Source organism: Antarctobacter heliothermus (genome assembly GCF_900188425.1).
In the GTDB taxonomy this organism is placed as follows: domain Bacteria; phylum Pseudomonadota; class Alphaproteobacteria; order Rhodobacterales; family Rhodobacteraceae; genus Antarctobacter; species Antarctobacter heliothermus.
On record NZ_FZON01000011.1, the window covers coordinates 71,936 to 88,880 of the forward strand.

Here is a 16,945-nt window from a genome sequence, read left to right on the forward strand (position 1 = left end):
GATGCGTCGTCAGGGCATCGTAGGGTGACAGCGCGCGGAACTTTGGCAATATCGCTGCCATGGAATTGATATTCGCATATGGCGCGGGCCTGCTGACGCTGATCAACCCCTGCGTGGTGCCGGTGCTGCCGATTGTCATTGCCACCGCCTTGCAGGCCAGCCGCCTTGGCCCGTTGGCGATGGCCGCCGGGCTGAGCCTGTCCTTTGTCGTGCTGGGGCTGGGCATCACCGCCTTTGGCCATGTGATCGGGCTGGACGTGGACACGGTGGCCAAGGCGGGTGCGGTGCTGATGGTGCTGTTCGGTCTGGCGCTGCTGCTGCCGCAGGGCGCGGCGCTGATGGAAACCGCCACCGCCGGACTGGCGGCGCGGGCGGACGCGCAGATGGATCATGTGGCCCGCAGCGGGCTGCGCGGTCAGTTTCTGGGCGGGATGCTGCTTGGCGCGGTCTGGAGCCCCTGTATCGGCCCGACGCTGGGCGGCGCGATATCCTTGGCCAGTCAGGGGCAGAACCTTGGTTGGGCGGCGCTGATCATGGTCTTCTTTGCTCTGGGAGTGTCCACGCTGATCCTGGGGCTGGCCTATGGCACGCGCGGCGCGATTGGCCGCCACAACGCCCACCTGCGCGCGCTGGCAATCCGCGCCCGCCCGATCCTGGGGGCGACCTTTGTCGCCGTCGGCCTTGCGCTGTTTTTCAATCTTCACCACCTGATCGAGGGCTGGCTGGTCGGCGTTCTGCCCGCTTGGCTGATCGACCTTTCGGTTGCCCTTTGACCCCTTTCAAGGAGACCTATCCATGGACCGCCGCAAATTTCTGATCCTCACCGCAGGCAGCGCGCTTGCCCTGCCCTTTGCCGCCGCCGCAGCCCCGCTGGGCTATAACCCCGGTCTGGTGACAGAGCGCCTTGGCCGGGGGGAGACAGTCTTTCTGGACTTCAAGGCCAGCTGGTGTTCGACCTGCGCCGCACAGGACCGGGTGATCAAGGCGCTCAAGCAGGAAAACGCCGCCTATGAGCAGCACATCACCTTTGTCGATGTGGATTGGGACGCCTATGGCAAATCCGACTTGGTCAAGTCGCTGCGCATCCCGCGCCGCTCGACGCTGGTTGTGCTGAAGGGGGAGGCAGAGCTGGGCCGCATTGTCGCGCAGACCTCGCGCGCCTCTATCAAGGGGTTGATGGACACGGCCCTGGGCGCGGCGATGGCCTGACGGCCCGCAGGGGGGGGTTACGGGCCCCCGCACCAGCCCCCCCCTTTCAGCCCTGCCCGGTTGAGGTTTCGGCCTGCTGGACCTTGCGCAGGGCCAGCAGGGTCACCACCGGGCCGATCAGTTCAAAGACCACCGTGGTGCCGATGGTCAGGGTCAACAGCGTGGCCCCCAACTCTGGCATCTCGACCGAGGTGACCAGCGCCATGCCGACGGCCACCCCCGCCTGTGGCAACAGCGCCGGGCCGATCCAGCGCCGCTCTACCGCGCTCAGGCCGCCCATCCAGCCACCCAGCCAGCCGCCCGCCAGCCGCCCAAGTATGCGCAGGACGACATAGGCGGCCCCGATCCAGCCCACGGCCACCAGCGCCCGCACATCCATCGACGCGCCAGCAAGCAGGAAGAACAGGATCAGGAAGGGGCGTTCGATCAGTTCGATCTCGTGAAAGGCGCGTTCATGATGGCGCGCGCGATTGGCGATCACCGCCCCGACCGTCATGCCCGCCAGCAGAAACGACACCTCCAGCCACAGCGCCAGACCGGCGGTCAGGAACACCAGCCCCAAAGCCTCGAGCCGGGTCGGCTCTCCGGGTTTCAACCGGCCGGTGAGCACTGCCGCAGGCAGGCCAAGCGCCAGTCCCAGGGCAAGCGCGCCGCCGACCTCCCATAGCGCCAGCACCATGTGACCCGCGTCAAAGCCGCCGTTCTGCAATGCCTGCGCCGCGACCATGGCCAGCGCAAAGGCGATCATCCCCCAGGCATCGTCAATGGCGACGATGCCGCGCAATGTGTCGGCGAAACCGTCCTGCGCCCCCGCCTCGCTCAGCGTTTCCTGCATGGCGGCAGGGTCGGTCGCCGTGGCCACCGCGCCGATCAGCAGTGCCATCGCGGCGGAAACCCCCAACGCGCCAAGGCCCAGCAGAAAGGACACCATGGTCAGCGCCACGATGGACAGCGGTTCATACCAGTCGACCGCCACCTCGGGGATCAAGCCAAGGGCCGCAGGTCCGGCCAAAACCCCCATGAGCAAAAGCAGGGTGACGCGCGGCACGCGGGTGCGGCGCCCCAAGGTGTCCGCCGCCAGCCCGGCCAGAAACAAGCCGCCCAGCGCGATGAAGATCGGTCCGTGTTCCATGGCTCTGCTATGGTGCATCGCGGCGCGCGCGCCCATGCGGCGCGGCGACGCCGAACGGGACTAGCCCGCCAGCATCCGCAACCCCTGTGTCACATCCGACCGCACCGCCAGCCGCAAGCCGGGCTCATCCCCGGCATTTAGCGCGGCGATGATCAGCCGGTGATATTGCGGCGGCTCAGAGCGCCGCAGCCGTCCATACAGCGCCCGCATCGTCGGCCCCAGTTGCAGCCAGACGGTTTCCGCCATGGCCAGCATCGCCGGGGCCTGCGCGCGCAGATACAGCGTGCGGTGAAATTCCAGGTTGGTGCGGATATAGCCGACCGAGTCGCGGTTCGACACCACGTCAGCGATGCTGGCGTTGATGGTCTGCAGCCGCTCGATCAGCGCGATATGCGCCCGTGGCAACGCGCGCGAGGCCAGTTCCACCTCGATCAGGGCGCGCAGGGCGGCCAGTTCCTCGATCCGTTCGTTGGACAGTTCGGGGGTCGAGACCCGCCCCGAGCTGGACATCTGCAATGCGCCCTCGGCGACCAGCCGGTTCACCGCCTCGCGCGCGGGTGTCATCGAGACACCAAATTCCCGCCCGAGGCCGCGCAGGGTCAGCGCCTGACCGGGGGCAATCTGGCCGTGCATGATGCGCGTGCGCAAGCCGCGATAGACGCGGTCATGGGCCGAGACGGCAACATCTGATCTGAGCGTTCCTTGCATGGATGTGTTTGTGATCACGTTTCGCACCCCGGTCAATGGCGCTCAGACGCGCAGGCGCACACCCGGTCCTGGTCTTGGCCCTGATCTTGGCCCCGCACGCCTTAACCTTTCGTTCAGAATTTAGCTGAAAAGCATTCGCCGCGAATTTATAAACAGTTTGAGCGGCTTTTTTCCGGTCTGCGGGGGCAGGACCGGGGCGGGCCATCCCACAGCTCTCGCCCGGAGGATTCGCCATGACCCGCATCGCCCCCCAACAGGCCTACACCGTTCTTGGCGTGACGCCTGAGGATGACTTCGCCACAATCCGCAAGGCCTGGGTTCGGCTGGTCAAGGCAAACCACCCCGATGCCCTGGGCGGCGACATCGACACCGCCACGCGGCGGCTGTCTCGGATCAACGATGCCTACGATTCGCTGCGCTGGCACAACCCGCAAAAGCTGCGCATCCACCAGGCGCGCGAAGCCCAGCGCCGACAAGAGGCCCGCGCAACGCGGACACGGCAAGTGGACGCCCTGCGCGCGGGCCGACCAACGCCTGACACCCCACCTCCCCCCTCGCAGGGCGACGTCGGCGTGGCGAAGACCCCGAACCGACAGGCCCCACCGCTGGCCGCCTTGCAGGGCGCAGGCAACCGGCTGGCCGAGCAGGCGCGCCGCAAGTACGGCGAAGTTCAGGAGATCTGTGAAACCGCCACGCAGGCGGTCATGATACGGAGCGCCTAGATACGAGGCGCCTAAAAACGGGGTGCCTAGTCGAACCGATACCGGTGCAGTTCCGTACCGTGCTCCTTCAGCCATTTGCGCGGCCCGCGCCAATCGCCATACAGCGCCTCGACCTGCCGCCAGAAGGCCGCGGAGTGGTTCATATGCGCCAGATGCGCCACCTCATGCGCCGCGACATAGTCCAGCACTTGCGGATGGCCCAGGATCAGACGCCAGGAATACATCAGCCCGCCATCATGGGTGCATGACCCCCACCGCGAGCGCGTGTCGCGCAGCGTCAGACGGGTATAGCCACGGCCCAGCCGCGCCGCATAGCGGTCTGACGCCTCGGACAACCGGTCACGCGCCCGCGTGCGCAGCCAGCCTTTTAGTCGCGCCGCCGCCTGTTCTTCGGAGCCGGGCACAAACAACACACCCGCCTCTTGCCTCACCCGTCGTCCCGGCCCGATGCGAATCTCATGCGGCACCCCCTCAACCGGCAGACGCAGGCCCGGCACCACCGCCACTGGCCCGGTCACATCCGCCAACTGGCCGCGCAGCCAATCCTCCTTGGCGCGCAGAAAGGCCACGCCCTCTGCCTCTGGCACTGCACTGGGCAGCGTCAGCGTCACCCGCCCGTCCAGCCGCGAAACCCGCAGGCTCAACCGGCGGGCGCGCGCCGACCGGCGCAATTGAACCGCGATCAAAGGGTTGCCAGCCAAGGTAATCTGCCCCATATGCCCCTAGCCTCGCTCCCTGCGGTCAAAACTTTTGACATCCGCTATTTGATATGGCAGGGGGCATAGATTGTCGACAGACACAAGAGTTGAAGGGGATCACCCATGCCCAAGGAAGAATGGGGCACCAAGCGTGTGTGCCCCACCACCGGAAAACGTTTCTACGACCTGAATCGCAACCCGATTGTCAGCCCGTACACCGGCGAGGTGGTCAACCTCGAAACCGGCAAGCGCAGCATGATCGCGGCGGATTCCGCTGATGCAGCCAATCCGAAGACGAAGAAAGACGAAGAAGAGGCCGAACTGGCCGAAGACGATGATGTTGGCGTCGAGCTTGAGGACGACGATGTTCTCGAGGACGAAGACGACGATGACGATGTTTCGCTGGACGAAATCGCCGACGTCGCCAGCGATGACGACGACTCCTGACGCCGATCTCTTCGGGGTTTTTGCACAGACGCCGGTCGGTTTTCCGACCGGCGTTTTTTGTGGGCCAGGTGACCCGGCCACACGGGGCCTGACGGTGTTGTGAAATTCTCGATCCGCCGTGATTTTCCGCTTGATCCCATCGGCGGCATTGCGTAATCACCCCGGCACGACGCCGGTGGCGTCGCCCAAGGAACGGGGCCTTAGCTCAGCTGGGAGAGCGCTACAATGGCATTGTAGAGGTCAGGGGTTCGATCCCCCTAGGCTCCACCATTCCCTAATATCGTGATCGTACCGGACCATCCTTGCAAGGATGCCGGTTGGACGTCGCCGGGGCCACGCGCGCCATCATCGACACTGCAGGCGACGTGACCGGGCGCGCGCCCTTTAGCGGCAGATCACCAGGAACGAGGCAAGCTCTGCTTGCAGGTCGATCGAGTAGGGATTCAGCGCGCAGCTTTCGTTCAGCTTCAGCGTGGTCGCCTGATATACCTCGACCGTCTCGCTGGTGGCCTCGAAGACATCGGACTTGGTGATCGTGACGTAGTTGCGCCCATTGAACAGCGCGACCTTGTGCAAGGCGAACAACAGCGTCTGGCTGCCCACGGCGCGGCTGTCCCCGATCCCCATCTGAAAGCGGTCGCCGCTTTGCATGACATCCAGCGGATCGGCGACCAGCGTGCTGTCGATCACCTCGCGCCCGCTGTCGGCTGCCACCGCCGCGTCCGACACCGCAAGAACCGACCGGATCGTTTCCGACACGCATTTCATATAGCTTTCCTCGGCGTCGTCCGCCGGGTCATAGGTCAGTGTCTCCAGCACCATGCCGGCCTGATCCGGGTTGACGGCGGAACTGCGACCGCCGCGCAGTACCGTGAACGCCGTGGTCAACCGGGTGTCGAACCGGTTTTGTGTTTCAAGATTGAACCCGGCGGCACAGATGGCACCAGCAGCGCGAATGACCGAAACATCGATATCCTGCGCCGATGCCCCGGACGCGAGCCCGGACAGAACACACATCAGGCCCAGCGTGCGACGAGGCGACATGAAAGCACTCCTTGCAAATTCAAGACGAGCGTAGCAACGGCAAGGTTGGTTTCCAAGCCGCAGTTCCCGTTGGGGTGCGCCGCGGTCAATCACGGCCCCAAGCGTATTGCGTCCCGACCAAGCCGTCCCTCCCCGGCATGTCGCGCCCCGCGAACGGTCCGGCCAGAGACATCTGACCCGACCGCACATGTCAAACACAGCCTGCATGCCATGTTCCGCGGTCAGGGAAACCAGTCTTGCCCGATGGCCCGACCTCGCCTAACCTGAGACGCACGTTCTAAAATTCAGGATATCCAGATGCATAGATTTTTTTGGCTGATGCTTTGCCTCTTGATGGCAAGCGGCGCGCAGGAAGCCGCTGCGCAAAACAACAATTTCGCCGTCTACTTCAAGAATGAATGTTGGCGACGCATCCAGACCGCAATCCACGTCCGGGATATGTCGGGCAATTGGGTGACCAAGGGCTGGTGGACATTGGAACCCGGTCAGCAGGCCTTTGTCGCCACAACGACCAACCGGATCTTTTATACCTATGGCGAGAGCATTGCGCCGATCAGTGAGCGGATCAATTGGGCCGGGACTGACCGGCACTACCACATTCGCGGATCGTCCAATACTTACGGGTTCCGCACGCGCCGGATGGACATGTCCAACTGGGGCACATGGACCGAACGGTTCACCTGCAACTGACGGCACTTTCTTCCCGCAAGGCCCTGCGGTCTTGCGGGAACGCCGTAGGATGCCCGCCTGCCGGTTCCATGCGTGTCGGATGGGTATCGGCAGGATCGGCAAGCCGCAGGTTCCGCGTCCGGCGATTCCCCCGATTGATGTGCTACACTCCCCCGACCGCTCGACAACAGAGCGGATCCTGGAGGAGACAATCATGTATTTGAATCGTTTTTCGGCCTTTGCGGCCATAGTTTTTTTTGCGTCCACTCCGGCTTTGGCCGAAACTGTCAACGTATCCGGTGTCGGGCATGGCAGTTCGACAGCCGTAGCCATGCCCGCCTCAGAGAGCCTGATCGTGGTCCACGTCACGTCGAGCTACGATCGCTTCGACACCGAGGACGCTGACAACCCCTTTGCATCGGCCACAGGCCCCTGCTTTGGCGCGATCCTGGTCGACAAGGGCGTCGTCTCGGGCGAGGGCTTGTGCCACTACACCGATGCCAACGACGACGTCGCGGTTATCAAGTGGATGGCCAACGGGATGAGCGCCGAAGGTCGCACTCTGGGTGATTGGATGGTGCTGGGCGGCACCGGCAGATGGGCCTCGATCACCGGCGGCGGCGCGTTTGACGCAGGCGGCGAAGGGGATGATTATACCAACATCATCAACGGCAAAGTGACCATGAACTGAATGGTTCACCTGCGTTCAGGCGCGCAGGTCCGTCCGAACGGCACACAGGCAACTGGCGCATCGCGCCAGTTGGCCACCCCGACAGGGTTCCGTCCCGGTTGACCGGACCCGTCTCGCGGCGCTTTGGCGCTGCCTTCATCCAGCCAGCGCCACCCCCCACATCCCAAGCCCGAACACCGTATGTGCCACCAGCCCCATGCCGCGCGCCTTCCACGGTGTCGCGGTGCGCGACGCGGCCCAGCCCAGCCCCATGCCCGGCTGCAACAGGAACCAGCCTGCGGTGATGGTCAGCAACGAAAAGATCCAGACCGGGACAAAGCTGGGGTCGCCAAACCACGCCCGCCCGGCGATCAGCGCAAAGATCACGCCATAGGCGATGCCCACCGCATAGTGAAAGATCCAGCCCAGCGCGCGTTCCCCCGCCACCGGGGCGGCCTGACCGATGTCATCATGAAACACGCTGCCGCGGAACAGATGCGCCACCCAGCGTCCGACATTGCCCCAGTTCGGCCGTGGCAGTCCCGCCACCCGCGCCAGCAGCAGCGCCCAGAGATCCATCGCCATCGTGCCGCCAATGCCGATCAGAATACCCGCAATGAGAATGCCCATCTGTCCCCCCAAAAACCTTTGGGCCAACATGGGGCAATCCGCCGGGGCCCGCAATCCATCCCGCCGCCGCCTTGCCCCTGTGCGCGACGTCCCTGCCGACCGGGGATGCCCGCGCAATGTCCCACCCGCTGATTGATCCCACTTGATCCGAATCCCCGAATCTGAGAATTTTTGAGCGCTACGTTATCACTATCGTCTTCCTGTCTCCGCCTTGCGGTGTCAGCGCAATCGATACTGCTCTGACCTATGCCGGGCCGCAGCACTTCCGCGTGCGGCAGAACACGAACATGGAGACATCACGATGGCGACTGGCACCGTGAAATGGTTCAACACCACCAAAGGCTTTGGCTTTATCGCGCCCGAAGGCGGCGGCAAGGATATCTTTGTCCACATTTCAGCGGTCGAGCGGTCCGGCCTGACCGGCCTTGCCGACAACCAGAAAGTCAGCTTTGAGATGCAAACCGGCCGTGACGGCCGCGAGAGCTCCTCTGATATCGAACTGCTCTGATCTTATGCGCCGCCCGGGACTTCGGACTCGGGCGGCACCTCGCGCTTGCTGCCCTCGTGGTCGATGGCCACATAGGTGAACACCGCCTCTGTCACCTTTTCGCGCTTGCCGATCCGGTTGCGCAGGGCCCAGGCCTCTAGCCCGATGGCCATCGACGTCCGCCCGACCCGCACCAATCGGGCGTAGATGCACAGCACATCGCCCACCTTGACCGGACGGATGAATTTCATGGCGTCCACCGCGACGGTTGCCACCCGGCCCTGCGCGCGCTGGCCCGCGACCATGCCGCTGGCAATGTCCATCTGCGCCAGCACCCAACCGCCAAAGATGTCGCCGTTCACATTCACATCCGCCGGCATTGCCAGCGTCCGCAGCGTCAATTCGCCTTTTGGGCCGCTTTCTTCCATGGACCTGCTCCCTTTGTTGAACCGGGCTGCCCGCTGTGCGCGATACACCGTGTCCCATCAGTGACCCAATTCGCGGCATGTGACCAGCCAAACGCCGCACCGCGCCTATTTCAGTGCCCGATTCAGCACCAGTCCAAACCCGGCAATCAGGCTGCCCATCAGCCCCAGAAACACCGCATGCGCCGTGCGGAACAGATCCTGCCGGTTGGCCATTGGCTGCCCACCCACAATGCGCACCCGGATGTCCGATCCGGGCGGATAGTCTGCCACCAACGCGCGCGCCCGCTCTGCATTGCCCCGTTGCGTCAGCGCCAGCAGGCCATTGATGGCCACCTGCGTGCCGCTGTCGCGCGGCCATTCCACGGTGATCACTGGGTCTGTTCGCGTCGTGCCATTGCCGACTGGCGACCTGACAACCGTCGCGGTTTCCACCGTCAGGGTCTGACGCGGGCTGAACAGCGATACCGGCGGCGGCTCTCCCCAGCGGGCGCTCAGCGTCGCAAACCAGACAAACAACAGACCCACGAAGAGTACCCCGTACCGCAACACACCTGTCAGCATCCGCTTTCCTTTCCCGCGCGTGTGCGCCTTATCCGGCTGGCAGGCACACGCCATCAAATCCCCGGCCCGTCACCTTGGGGGTGCGCGACGGCCGGTGCGGCAGCCGGCAGGCGACCACGGTCAACCCGGCCGGGTTGGATGGCAGCGACGACAGGCCCGCAGTGCCGGGATCGAACCGCGCCACCTCTCCCGGCGCAATCGTCACTGATTGCGCGCAGGGGTCAGGGTTTTGCTCGGTCGGCAAGCACAACCCGACGGTGATCGGAAAATCGCAAGTGTTGGTCACGTCCTGCGGTTGTACCTGCCCCAGCATCCCGCGCGTGCAGTGATTCACATCCGACCGGAACGACGCGCGCTGATAAGAGCCGGTGACGGCGTCCAGCAGCGGCGGCACCGCAAATGTCGCCACGCCCCCCGCCAGTGCCGCCGCCCACAACGGCACCCGGCGCGGCGCGCCCTTGCGTTCGAACAGCACCGCCGCAATCAGCGCCACCCAGACCCCGATGAACAGCGCCCCACTGGTGATTTCAGGCAGCCAGGAGGTCGACCGCCACAGATCCTGTGCCCAGGCCAAGGCGGGCATCCCCAGCCATGCAGTCGCAACACCGACCAGCGCCGTAGCCCAAAGCGGCAGTCGCCGCGTGCCAGAGCGATTGACCACGGCCCGGACCACAACCGCCGTCACGATCGCCAAGAAAATCGCACCTTCCATCAGCTCTGGCATGGCCTGTCCCTTTTGCCGCAACACGCGGCCCGCAGGCCGCCGCCCAGCTTTGCCGCAAAGCCTCTGCCGCCTCAAGGCCGTCCACAATACCGCCACCCCGACAGTCCAAAGGCCCCGCCGAGCGTGTGGCGCCACACGTCCCGGCGCGGTTTGCTCTTGCGCTGCGCGGCTTTGGCGTTTTTCATGGTCGGGTATTCCAGAGGTTCCGCCCATGCTGCACAACGTGCCCCCCATCCTGTCCCCCGACATCCTGCACACGCTGAGGGCCATGGGCCACGGCGATGAGATCGTGATTTCGGATGCGAATTTCCCCGCCTATTCAATGGGGTGCAAGGTGCATCGCCTGGACGGCATCACCGCAACGGATGTGCTGGAAGCGGTGCTGACGCTGATGCCGCTCGACAGTTTCGTGAGCGACCCATCACAGACCATGCAAGTGGTCGACGACCCGGATGCCATTCCGGAAATCGTGCAGGAATTTCAGGGTATTATCGACCGCGCGGCCGACCATCCCGCACCCATTGCAACGCTGGAACGCTTTGCCTTTTACGAGCGCGCCAAGACGACCTTTGCGGTGATTCAGACTGGGGAATCAAGGCTTTATGGCAATATCATCCTGAAAAAGGGGGTCATCCCGCCGCGCTAACGGTCACATCCCTGACAGGTATTGGAAACATGACTGTCGAAAAGGCCTCGTCTGCCCCACATTCAATGGCAGAGAAGGAGACCTGAGATGACCAAGCACAATCAACCCAGCCCCGCCCAGCCGACCACGCCCACCCCCGGCAACACCAAGCCGCAAACCTACCGCTTTACCGATTGGGCGGCGTTCTAAGCCGCCCGTCGCCCCCTGAAAACAAGCGGTTTTCCCGGTCAGCCGCGCAATCGGTCCGGGGCCAGCGCAGCCACCACATCCGCCGTCAAAGTAGGCGGTTCGCCAAGGCACAGGGCCGCCGCCAGACACGCCAGCGCAGGCGAGGTCTGCACCCCATAGCCACCCTGCCCGGCCAGCCAGAAAAAGCCCGCCGCATCGGGGTCCATCCCCACCACCGGCGTCTTGTCCGCCACAAAGCTGCGCATCCCAGCCCAGCTATGGGACGGACGCACCAGCGGCACATCCACCATCTGCGAAAAGCGGTCCAGCCCCTCGGCCAGCACCATGTCGTCGGCGTGAATGTCCCCCGGTGTCACCGGGTCTTCATCCGCCGGAGAGATCATCAACCGCCCCGCCTCTGGCTTGGCGTACCACGTCTCGGCGATGGACCCGAACAGCGGCCAGCCGTCCGGGTCAATGCCCGCAGGCAGCGCCATGATCACCGCAGAGCGCCGTTTCGGCACCAGCCCCACGGGGCCCACACCTGCCATCTGCGCCACCTGATCGGCCCAGCCGCCCGCCGCGTTGACCACGATCCCGGCGGTAAAAACCTGTCCCCCCACCTCGACCCGCCAGCCAGTGCCGTCCCGCGTGATGGCCGTGACCCGGCCGCCGGTCTCAATCGCGCCGCCGCGCGACCGAAACAGCCGCGCATAGCCCTGCAACAGCCGGTCGACGTCGATGCCCTGCGCGTCCCGCTCCAGCATCGCTGCCGCGATCTGGTCGGTGCGCAGGACCGGCACCAAATCGGTGGCTTCTGCCGCCGTCAGCCGGTCGATCCCGGTTGAGCCGTCCAGATAGTCCTCCAGAACCTGCAATTCCTCGTCGCGGGCCAGCATCAACTCGCCCCGTGGCGACAGCACGCTGTCCCCCAACAGGTCGCCAGCCAGTGCCGGATAGGCCGCCGCGTTCAACGCGCGCAGGACCGAGTTGCCATAGTTGCGGATAAAGATCGCCGCCGAACGCCCGGTCGAGTGATAGCCAATCTGCGGCTCTGCCTCGATCACCGTCACCTTGGCGCTGCGGGCCAGTTCCGCCGCCGCGCTGATCCCGGCGATCCCGCCGCCGATTACGATGATGTCCTGCGACATGGTTAAAGCCCCGCGATTTCCCTTATTTCGCGCAGGATCTTGTCCACACCTTCGCCGCCCTTCAAGGCGGAAAACACAAACGGTCGGCCCGCGCGCATCCGCGTGGCATCCCGTTCCATCACCTCCAACGAGGCCCCGACATAGGGCGCCAGATCGGTCTTGTTGATCACCAGCAGGTCTGACCGCGTGATAGCCGGGCCGCCCTTGCGCGGAATTTCCTCCCCGGCGGCCACGTCGATCACATAGACCGTCAGGTCCGCCAGTTCCGGGCTGAAGGTGGCCGACAGGTTGTCGCCGCCGGACTCGATCAGCACCACCTGCACCTCTGGGTGGCGCTGCCGCATCTCGGCCACGGCGGCGAGGTTGATCGAGGCATCCTCGCGGATCGCCGTATGCGGGCAGCCGCCGGTTTCGACCCCGATCACCCGATCGGCGGGCAGGATCTGCATCCGCATCAACGCCTCAGCGTCCTCTTGGGTGTAGATGTCGTTGGTGATGACGCCGATGGAAAACTCATCCTTCAACCGCTCGGCCAGCCGCGCGGTCAGGGTGGTCTTGCCGGCACCGACGGGTCCGCCGATGCCGATACGCAAGGGGCCGTTCATTTGGGTCATGACTGGAATAGCCTTGGTTCAAGTGTTTCGTGTCGCATGGCGGCGACGTCAGACAGAAAGGCAGAAGAGGACATGTCGTCCAGCGTCAACGCCCCCGTGCTGGTGGCCACATCGGCGCACAGCGGCGTCAGCCGGGACACCACGCCTTGCGCTGCGGTCTGGCCCAGAGGCATCAGCCGTTGCGCGGCAGAGATCAGGTTGCCCGCAAAGGCATTCAGATACAGCGCCGCCGCCTGCTCCGGGTCCATCCCCATCTGCCGCGCCGCCGCCCCCAGCGCCACAGGCAGCAGCATCGGTGGCAGGTCCAGCCCCCAGACCTCTGCGGTGACCTTGGCAAAGGCCGCGCCCTGCCGCTCTGCCTCGCGCAGGCGTTCCTGTGCAGGCGACCATGCGCGGGCCAGCGCGTCCAACTCAGCCACAGGGTGCTCCCCCCGCCACGCCAACCAGATCCACAGCGCATCGGTCTTGCCCGACCCATCGGACAGGATGTCCCGCAACCACGCCTCCAGCGTGGCGGCATCTGTCACCCACCCCGCCTGCACCGCCGTTTCCAATCCGTGCGAATAGGCAAAGGCCCCCACTGGATAGGCAGGCGACAGCCATTGCGTCAGGGTCAGCAGAGTGTGGTCAATGGGCATGGGCGGTGTGGCCGTGCTCATGGCTGTGGGTGCGACCGTGCCCATAGGCGCCGCCCTCTGGCGTAAAGGGTTCCGACACCTCGGTGATGGTCGCGCCCAGATGCTCCAGCATGTGCCGGATCACCGGGTCGCGCTGAATCAGCAGCCGTTCGCCCGCCACCTGACAGGGCGTGTGCCGGTTGCCGATATGCCACGCCAGCCGGGCCAGATCGCCGGTCACGGCCAGCAAGTCCTCTTCGGCAGCGATCACCTCAACCAACCGCCCGTCCCCCCGTTCAAGCGCGTCGCCGTGATCCAATGACGTGGTCTGTTCCAGATCCACGACGAAACGCTCCCCTGCGACAGTGGTCAGCACCTTGCGGCGCAGGAACCGCGCGTCATAGGTCAGCCGACAGCTGTCATGTGCCCCGGACCATTCTCCGGCGCGATGCAGGGTCTGGGCGACGGGCAACTCTGTCACTCGATCACCTCGATATTGGAATACATGTAGCGGTCCGACCCGTCGGCATGGTCAGTTCCCGCAAAGTAGGAAAAGCCCAGCTCCGGCAGGTAGTACAGCAGGTCTACGCTGCCGGACTCATCCGGGTCATAGCGGATTTCGATCGGGATCATCTGGTATTCGCAGGCCCCGAAGTTGATCACCGCCGCCTGACCGAAATCATAGGTCTGGCGTTCCTGTTTCAGGTCGCCAAGGCTGTTCATGACAAGGTCATAGGCCACCTGCTGCCCGGGTGCGGGCAGGGCCAGATCCTCGGCCCGACCGGGAAAGGCATAGGTGGTCCGGGTGTCCTGATCGGGGCTACCGTCCACCATGTCCACCAATTCGATCAGGTAAATCCCCTGCGCCAACAGGCTGCGCGAGGTCGCCCCATCCGCAGAAATATAAAGCGATTCAACCACACCGGGGCCGGATTGGCGGTATTCCTCGGTATCGGTGCCATCGACGGTAAACCGGATGCCGGTGTCGAGATCGGACGCCACCGGGCAGTCCGCCAGGGCCGGGATTGCAAGGACGAGGCTCATGGCCACAACGTGAAAACGCATTGTCATACTCCAGTTCGTTCTGCCGGGCGCGGAGCAATGTTGCGCGAGCGCCTGCCAGAGATCAAGCAAAGGCAGGCGCTGCCGCACCTCAGACCTCAAAACAGGAAATACCGTTGCGCCATCGGCAGTTCAGTCGCCGGTTCACAGGTCAGCAGTTCCCCATCGGCGCGCACCTCATAGGTTTCAGGATCGACCTCGACCTTGGGGGTGGCATCGTTCAGCTTGAGATCCTTCTTGCCGATGTTGCGCGTGTTGCGCACCGCCACCGTCTGCTTGGCCAGCCCCAGTTCCGCGCCGATCCCCTCGGCCTGCGCGGCCTCGGAGACAAAGATCACCGCCGAGTTTTCGACGCTGCGCCCAAAGGCACCGAACATGGGCCGGGAATATACCGGCTGTGGCGTCGGGATGGATGCGTTGGGGTCACCCATCTGCGCGCAGGCGATGGTGCCGCCCAGCAGCACCATCTCTGGCTTGACGCCAAAGAAGGCCGGGTTCCACAGCACCAGATCGGCGCGCTTGCCTTCCTCGATGCTGCCGATCTCATGGCTCAGCCCGTGCGCGATGGCCGGGTTTATGGTGTATTTGGCAATGTAGCGGCGCACGCGGAAATTGTCGTTGTCGCCGACCTCCTGTGCCAGCCGCCCGCGCTGTTTCTTCATCTTGTCGGCAGTCTGCCAAGTGCGGATCAGCACCTCACCCACACGGCCCATGGCCTGACTGTCGCTGGCGATGATCGAAAACGCCCCCATGTCATGCAGGATGTCCTCTGCCGCGATGGTTTCACGGCGGATGCGGCTTTCGGCAAAGGCAACGTCCTCGGGGATGGATTTGTCGAGGTGGTGACAGACCATGAGCATGTCCAGATGCTCTTCGAGCGTATTGACCGTGAAAGGCCGCGTCGGGTTGGTCGAGGAGGGCAGAACATGCTCTTCGCCGCAGATCTTGATGATGTCCGGCGCGTGGCCGCCCCCCGCGCCCTCTGTGTGAAAGGCGTGGATGGTCCGCCCCTTCAGGGCGGCGACCGTGTTCTCGACAAAGCCAGATTCATTCAACGTATCGGTGTGGATCATGACCTGCACATCCATCGCATCCGCCACGCTCAGGCAGCAGTCGATGGCACCGGGGGTCGTCCCCCAATCCTCGTGCAGTTTCAATGAACAGGCACCGGCCTTGACCTGCTCCTCCAGTGCTGCGGGCAGCGAGGCATTGCCCTTGCCCGCAAAGGCAAGGTTCATCGGAAAGGCATCCGCCGCCTGCAACATCCGCCCGATGTGCCAGGGCCCCGGCGTGCAGGTGGTGGCCAGCGTGCCATGGGCGGGGCCGGTGCCGCCGCCCAACATGGTGGTCAGCCCGGAATGCAAGGCATCCTCGATCTGTTGCGGACAGATGAAATGGATATGGCTGTCAAAGCCACCCGCCGTCAGGATGCGCCCCTCACCTGCAATAACCTCTGTCCCCGGACCAACGATGACATCCACGCCGGGCTGCGTATCCGGGTTGCCCGCCTTGCCGATCTTGTGGATGCGCCCGTCCTTCAGGCCCACATCCGCCTTGTAGATGCCGGTGTAGTCGACGATCAGCGCGTTGGTGATGACGGTATCCACCGCCCCCCCGGCGCGGGAGGTCTGCGCCTGCCCCATGCCATCACGGATCACCTTGCCGCCGCCGAATTTCACCTCTTCACCGTAGGTGGTGAAATCCTTTTCGACCTCGATGATCAGGTCGGTATCGGCCAGCCGAACCCGGTCCCCGGTGGTGGGGCCGAACATGGCGGCATAGTCGGAACGTTTGATAATGGCAGGCATTGTGTCCTCGTCCTTGGGGTCGACGGGCGGCGCACGCCCGTCGAAAAATCATTCCTTGAAAGCGTCATCCACCGGCACCTGCAAGGCACTGGCCAGCGCGTTGGTCTGGCTGGCCATGCCCAGCACGGCCAACAGCTCGCCGTACATCTCGGGCGTCATGCCCTTGGCGCGGGCGGCGGCGGTGTGCGAGTGCGCGCAATATTCGCAGCCATTGCTGGCCGAGACCGCGACGTAGAGCATCTCCTTGACCAGAGGGTCGAGCGCGCCCGGCGCCATCACCACCTTCAACCGCTCCCATGTCGCGCTCAGCAAGGCCGGATCATGCGCCAGCGCGCGCCAGAAATTATTGACGAAATCCGACCCCCGCACCGCGCGGATGTCGTCAAAGACGGCGCGCGCCTCAGGTGTCAGGTCCTCATCGGACAATAGCGGAACAGTGGCCATCAGAACGTCCTTTTCGGGCCGCGCCGTGACAGGCGGATCACGTTGGCACGGGTCTGCCGGTGCAGCGGACCGATGGCGGCGCCAAGGGGGTCACCCCCCTTGATCGCCGCCTGCGTGGCCGCCTGAAAGGCGCGCGGAAAATGCTCGACCTTTTCGCGCACCATCCGCGTTGCCTCATCCGGTTTGACGGACCACAGCCCCGCCATCCCCAACACGCGCATCGTGATCACCGCCTGCGCCTCGGCGTACATAAAGGCCATCCGCGTGGCGGACAGCCAAAGGTCGAAAGGGGTTGGTCGGGCCATG

General features: G+C 64.6%; 24 protein-coding genes and 1 tRNA gene. 9 read left to right on the plus strand and 16 right to left on the minus strand.

All coding sequences use genetic code 11. The annotated features are described in order from the left end of the window. The first annotated feature begins 59 nt into the window (after positions 1-59). Together CHB90_RS08055 and CHB90_RS08060 are read left to right on the plus strand one after the other, a co-directional pair. Positions 60-773 carry a cytochrome c biogenesis CcdA family protein gene (locus tag CHB90_RS08055; protein ID WP_089277348.1) on the plus strand — a complete coding sequence of 238 codons (714 nt, stop codon included), beginning with the start codon at positions 60-62 and terminating at the stop codon, positions 771-773. 22 nt (positions 774-795) lie between these two features. After that, positions 796-1,209 carry a thioredoxin family protein gene (locus tag CHB90_RS08060; RefSeq protein WP_089277349.1) on the plus strand — a complete coding sequence of 138 codons (414 nt, stop codon included), beginning with the start codon at positions 796-798 and terminating at the stop codon, positions 1,207-1,209. 46 nt (positions 1,210-1,255) lie between these two features. Here the strand turns inward: CHB90_RS08060 and CHB90_RS08065 are convergent, their stop codons facing one another. Together CHB90_RS08065 and CHB90_RS08070 are read right to left on the minus strand one after the other, a co-directional pair. Then, positions 1,256-2,341: a cation:proton antiporter gene (locus CHB90_RS08065; protein WP_089277350.1), complete on the minus strand. Its 1,086-nt coding sequence runs from the start codon at positions 2,339-2,341 to the stop codon at positions 1,256-1,258. Positions 2,342-2,401: 60 nt separating this feature from the next. Beyond that, entirely contained in the window at positions 2,402-3,049 is a 648-nt protein-coding gene (locus CHB90_RS08070) for a GntR family transcriptional regulator (protein WP_089277399.1), read from the minus strand. A 233-nt stretch (positions 3,050-3,282) separates the two neighbouring features. Here CHB90_RS08070 and CHB90_RS08075 point away from each other — a divergent pair, with 233 nt between their 5' ends. Then, positions 3,283-3,771, plus strand: a complete 489-nt coding sequence (locus CHB90_RS08075) for a J domain-containing protein (protein WP_089277351.1) — start codon at positions 3,283-3,285, stop codon at positions 3,769-3,771. Positions 3,772-3,797: 26 nt separating this feature from the next. Here CHB90_RS08075 and CHB90_RS08080 read toward each other — a convergent pair whose 3' ends face one another. After that, positions 3,798-4,487, minus strand: coding sequence for a M48 family metallopeptidase (locus CHB90_RS08080; protein ID WP_089277352.1), 690 nt, complete (start codon positions 4,485-4,487; stop codon positions 3,798-3,800). Between the two features lie 105 nt (positions 4,488-4,592). Between CHB90_RS08080 and CHB90_RS08085 the strand changes: the two genes are divergently transcribed. Both CHB90_RS08085 and CHB90_RS08090 read left to right on the plus strand, forming a co-directional pair. Next, a complete protein-coding gene (locus CHB90_RS08085; RefSeq protein WP_089277353.1) occupies positions 4,593-4,916 on the plus strand; it encodes a TIGR02300 family protein in 324 nt (107 codons plus the stop codon). A gap of 194 nt (positions 4,917-5,110) precedes the next feature. Then, positions 5,111-5,186, plus strand: a tRNA-Ala gene (locus CHB90_RS08090). Positions 5,187-5,300: 114 nt separating this feature from the next. On the opposite strand, the gene CHB90_RS08095 is transcribed toward CHB90_RS08090, so the two are convergent. Further along, complete coding sequence (locus tag CHB90_RS08095) at positions 5,301-5,960, minus strand: hypothetical protein (RefSeq protein WP_089277354.1); 660 nt, start codon at positions 5,958-5,960, stop codon at positions 5,301-5,303. A 297-nt stretch (positions 5,961-6,257) separates the two neighbouring features. On the opposite strand from CHB90_RS08095, the gene CHB90_RS08100 reads away from it, so the two are divergent. Next, a complete protein-coding gene (locus CHB90_RS08100; protein WP_089277355.1) occupies positions 6,258-6,650 on the plus strand; it encodes a DUF1036 domain-containing protein in 393 nt (130 codons plus the stop codon). Between the two features lie 193 nt (positions 6,651-6,843). Then, entirely contained in the window at positions 6,844-7,320 is a 477-nt protein-coding gene (locus CHB90_RS08105; RefSeq protein ID WP_089277356.1) for a hypothetical protein, read from the plus strand. Between the two features lie 135 nt (positions 7,321-7,455). Here the strand turns inward: CHB90_RS08105 and CHB90_RS08110 are convergent, their stop codons facing one another. Beyond that, positions 7,456-7,929: a DUF2938 domain-containing protein gene (locus tag CHB90_RS08110; RefSeq protein WP_089277400.1), complete on the minus strand. Its 474-nt coding sequence runs from the start codon at positions 7,927-7,929 to the stop codon at positions 7,456-7,458. Positions 7,930-8,230: 301 nt separating this feature from the next. On the opposite strand from CHB90_RS08110, the gene CHB90_RS08115 reads away from it, so the two are divergent. After that, positions 8,231-8,437: a cold-shock protein gene (locus CHB90_RS08115; protein WP_089277357.1), complete on the plus strand. Its 207-nt coding sequence runs from the start codon at positions 8,231-8,233 to the stop codon at positions 8,435-8,437. Between the two features lie 2 nt (positions 8,438-8,439). Here CHB90_RS08115 and CHB90_RS08120 read toward each other — a convergent pair whose 3' ends face one another. The 3 genes from CHB90_RS08120 to CHB90_RS08130 form a co-directional block, all read right to left on the minus strand. Next, positions 8,440-8,844, minus strand: a complete 405-nt coding sequence (locus CHB90_RS08120) for an acyl-CoA thioesterase (protein ID WP_089277358.1) — start codon at positions 8,842-8,844, stop codon at positions 8,440-8,442. 105 nt (positions 8,845-8,949) lie between these two features. Continuing rightward, positions 8,950-9,405 carry a hypothetical protein gene (locus CHB90_RS08125; protein ID WP_089277359.1) on the minus strand — a complete coding sequence of 152 codons (456 nt, stop codon included), beginning with the start codon at positions 9,403-9,405 and terminating at the stop codon, positions 8,950-8,952. A gap of 28 nt (positions 9,406-9,433) precedes the next feature. Further along, a complete protein-coding gene (locus tag CHB90_RS08130) occupies positions 9,434-10,129 on the minus strand; it encodes a hypothetical protein (protein WP_089277360.1) in 696 nt (231 codons plus the stop codon). Positions 10,130-10,340: 211 nt separating this feature from the next. Here CHB90_RS08130 and CHB90_RS08135 point away from each other — a divergent pair, with 211 nt between their 5' ends. Next, on the plus strand, positions 10,341-10,775 hold the full coding sequence (locus CHB90_RS08135; protein WP_089277361.1) for an RbsD/FucU family protein: 435 nt from the start codon (positions 10,341-10,343) through the stop codon (positions 10,773-10,775). A 227-nt stretch (positions 10,776-11,002) separates the two neighbouring features. Here the strand turns inward: CHB90_RS08135 and CHB90_RS08140 are convergent, their stop codons facing one another. From CHB90_RS08140 to CHB90_RS08175, 8 genes are all read right to left on the minus strand, one after another. Then, entirely contained in the window at positions 11,003-12,094 is a 1,092-nt protein-coding gene (locus tag CHB90_RS08140; protein WP_089277362.1) for an NAD(P)/FAD-dependent oxidoreductase, read from the minus strand. Between the two features lie 2 nt (positions 12,095-12,096). Then, on the minus strand, positions 12,097-12,708 hold the full coding sequence (gene ureG / locus CHB90_RS08145; RefSeq protein WP_089277363.1) for an urease accessory protein UreG: 612 nt from the start codon (positions 12,706-12,708) through the stop codon (positions 12,097-12,099). Further along, positions 12,705-13,340 carry an urease accessory protein UreF gene (locus CHB90_RS08150; protein ID WP_170941010.1) on the minus strand — a complete coding sequence of 212 codons (636 nt, stop codon included), beginning with the start codon at positions 13,338-13,340 and terminating at the stop codon, positions 12,705-12,707. The genes ureG and CHB90_RS08150 overlap by 4 nt, the downstream gene beginning before the upstream one ends. Beyond that, positions 13,336-13,806 (minus strand): urease accessory protein UreE, encoded by a 471-nt coding sequence (gene ureE, locus CHB90_RS08155; protein ID WP_089277365.1) that lies wholly within the window; start codon positions 13,804-13,806, stop codon positions 13,336-13,338. The genes CHB90_RS08150 and ureE overlap by 5 nt, the downstream gene beginning before the upstream one ends. Next, positions 13,803-14,390 carry a hypothetical protein gene (locus tag CHB90_RS08160; protein WP_141135822.1) on the minus strand — a complete coding sequence of 196 codons (588 nt, stop codon included), beginning with the start codon at positions 14,388-14,390 and terminating at the stop codon, positions 13,803-13,805. Before CHB90_RS08160 ends, ureE begins: the two co-directional genes overlap by 4 nt. A gap of 95 nt (positions 14,391-14,485) precedes the next feature. Beyond that, positions 14,486-16,195 (minus strand): urease subunit alpha, encoded by a 1,710-nt coding sequence (gene ureC / locus CHB90_RS08165; RefSeq protein WP_089277367.1) that lies wholly within the window; start codon positions 16,193-16,195, stop codon positions 14,486-14,488. A gap of 48 nt (positions 16,196-16,243) precedes the next feature. Then, on the minus strand, positions 16,244-16,639 hold the full coding sequence (locus tag CHB90_RS08170; RefSeq protein WP_089277368.1) for a carboxymuconolactone decarboxylase family protein: 396 nt from the start codon (positions 16,637-16,639) through the stop codon (positions 16,244-16,246). Then, positions 16,639-16,944, minus strand: coding sequence for an antifreeze protein (locus CHB90_RS08175; RefSeq protein ID WP_245823197.1), 306 nt, complete (start codon positions 16,942-16,944; stop codon positions 16,639-16,641). The genes CHB90_RS08170 and CHB90_RS08175 overlap by 1 nt, the downstream gene beginning before the upstream one ends. Between the last annotated feature and the right edge of the window lies 1 nt (position 16,945).